Origin of the sequence: Synechococcus sp. OH2 (assembly GCF_047462155.1) — a bacterium.
GTDB lineage: Bacteria > Cyanobacteriota > Cyanobacteriia > Thermostichales > Thermostichaceae > Thermostichus.
On the sequence record NZ_JANSIR010000076.1, the window covers coordinates 3,955 to 6,254 of the forward strand.

A 2,300-nucleotide genomic window follows, 5' to 3' on the forward strand; every position below is an offset into this window, starting at 1 on the left:
AACGTCAGGGCGCTTAGGCAATAGAGCAGGGCCAGGAGAGGGCTGTTGAAGCGGTGGCCAAAAAACTCCGAGGGGGTGATGAATCCAAAGTGCCGGGCCGCCAGCCACACCCGGTAGCCCACCCCAAAAAACAGCCCTGAGATCAGCGCCGTGGTGACCCCCACGGCCAAAAAAATCCCCAGGCCGTGGGTGTAGGCATCCGCCGGCACCCCGAGGAAGGTAAAGGCGCTGAGCAGCGTCGCCAGCGTGGTCAAGGTCAAGGCCAGGGATCCCAGCCCCCGCCCTGCCAGGAAATAGCTGACCGGATCCTGGCCGCTGCGGCGGTAGCTCCACCAACCAATGGCCGCCAGCAGCAGCAAGTACACCCCCACCACACCCAAACTCAAAACCGTGTCACTCATCTCCAGCCCTGGGCCAGCAAGTTCGCACAAAGTAGAAGTTCAGGGGCACCAACAGCAGCACCGCCAACCCTGCTCCCCAGTACCAAGCCGGGATCCCCCATAGCTGCGGCTGGGCCGAGCGGGATCCCACCCAGGTCAACAGCCACAGCAGCGGATAGATCCCCCACACCCAAGCCTGGCGTCCTTGTCCAAACCGCAATGGCCTTGTCGCCTGAGAACCACCAGCAGGATCCAATCCTGCCATTTGCCTATCTCCTGCTTTTTTGCTGACCATTACTTAAGGTACTACAGCCACTGTTGGGGGGAGCTGAACTTGTCTTTCTCCATTTCCCCTTCCGATCCTGCCGGCAAAAGGGAACCTGGGGGCGAACGAGAGCGGCCCTACTGGCTGGCTTGGGCGCGGATTAGAGGGATCGGCCCCCACCGCCTCAAGCGGCTGGCGGAATTCTTTGGATCCTTGGAACGGGCCTGGCAGGCGGACGTTCCGGCCCTGCTGCAGGTAGAGGGCATTGGCCCCACCCTGGCAGAAACGATTGCCTCTGCCCGTCCTGGCCTCGACCCTGGGGAGATCCTGGAGCAAACCCAAAAGCCGGGGATCCCCTTCCTAACCCCTGCGGATCCCGGCTATCCGCCCTTGTTGTGGGAGCTGCCGGATCCACCGCCCCTTCTCTACGTCTTAGGCGAGTGCCCCGACTGGCAGCAGCCGGCCATCGCTATTGTCGGCACCCGCGCCCCCACCCCCTACGGTCAGCAGTGGACCCAGAAAGTCAGCGCCGCCCTGGCGGAAGCTGGCTGCGTGGTGGTGTCGGGACTGGCCACCGGGATCGACGGCATTGCCCACCACGCCTGCCTGGAGGCAGGCGGCAAGACGGTGGCCGTGGTGGGAACTGGGGTGGATCAGGTTTACCCCGCCCACCATCGCGCTCTCTACCGGCGCATCCTGGAACAAGGGGCCGTCCTCAGCGAATATCCCCCCGGCACGCCGCCGGCCAAGGAGCACTTTCCCCAGCGCAACCGCATTATCGCCGGCCTCTGCCGCGCCACCCTGGTGATGGAGGCCCCAGAGCGCTCAGGGGCGCTGATTACCGCTCACCTGGCCAACCAATACGGGCGGGAGGTGTATGCCCTGCCGGGGAATATCGACACGGCAGCGGCCCGCGGCTGTCTGCACCTCATCCGCAGTGGTGCAGCGATGATCCTGGGGATCGAGGAGCTGCTCCAAGAGCTGGGCTTGGTTGAGGGATCCCCTCTCCCAGACCAACCCTTGTCCGCCGGCCCCAGGGATCCGCAGCAGCAGCTTCTCTGGCAGCTCCTGGGCAACGACATCCTCAGCCTCGATGCCCTGGCTCAGGCCACCCAGATGGACATTGCCACCCTCTCCAGCACCCTGCTGCTTATGGAACTGGAGGTCTGGCTGGTGCAACTGCCAGGGATGCGCTACCAGCGGGCTCGCTGAGGTTGGATCCCTGCACCGCTTCTCCGATGGGAGCCCGGCATGTGGGATCCTCGTGGCGAGGGTTGTTGACATGGGTGCTGACGGGGTAGGCGGCCATGGCCTCTGCCGGGTAGGGGCGAAGCAAGGGCAGGAGCCGCGCCGGATCCCGCACCTGCGGATCCAGCCAGAGGTCGTAATCGTCTTCTAGCAAAATGGCCGGCATCCGCTCGTGGAAAAGCCCCATTAGCCGATTGGCTGGCGTGTTGAGGATGGCGCAAGTTTCTCTCTCCACCCCTTGTGGGCTGCGCCAGCGCTCCCAAATGCCGGCAAAGGCAAACACCGGTCGATCCAGCAGGTAAAACCAGTAGGGCTGTCGCTTGGCCGTGCCCTGGTCGGCCCACTCGTAGAAGCCATCTGCCGGGATCAGGCAGCGGCGGCGGCAAAAGGCCTGGCGGAAAGAGGGT

The 2,300-nt window shown here is 64.3% G+C and carries 4 protein-coding genes; 1 reads left to right on the forward strand and 3 read right to left on the reverse strand.

Translation table 11 applies throughout. From position 1 onward, the window contains the following. Together NW835_RS06435 and NW835_RS06440 are read right to left on the reverse strand one after the other, a co-directional pair. Positions 1–401, reverse strand: a 401-nt coding sequence (locus NW835_RS06435) for a sodium:solute symporter family transporter (RefSeq protein WP_414414829.1), incomplete at its 3' end; no start/stop codon positions are given. Beyond that, positions 394–645 carry a hypothetical protein gene (locus NW835_RS06440; RefSeq protein ID WP_414361321.1) on the reverse strand — a complete coding sequence of 84 codons (252 nt, stop codon included), beginning with the start codon at positions 643–645 and terminating at the stop codon, positions 394–396. The genes NW835_RS06440 and NW835_RS06435, both read right to left, overlap by 8 nt. Positions 646–714: 69 nt before the next feature. Here NW835_RS06440 and dprA point away from each other — a divergent pair, with 69 nt between their 5' ends. Beyond that, entirely contained in the window at positions 715–1,857 is a 1,143-nt protein-coding gene (gene dprA, locus NW835_RS06445) for a DNA-processing protein DprA (RefSeq protein ID WP_414414830.1), read from the forward strand. Here dprA and NW835_RS06450 read toward each other — a convergent pair. Next, positions 1,796–2,300: SOS response-associated peptidase (locus NW835_RS06450; protein ID WP_414414831.1), on the reverse strand; the 505-nt coding region annotated here is incomplete at its 5' end. The two genes, dprA and NW835_RS06450, sit on opposite strands and share 62 nt — an antisense overlap.

Bases quoted from the DNA above. Each gene is read 5' to 3' on its own strand.
- NW835_RS06440 (WP_414361321.1), bottom strand. From the start codon at position 645: ATGGCAGGATTGGATCCTGCTGGTGGTTCTCAGGCGACAAGGCCATTG.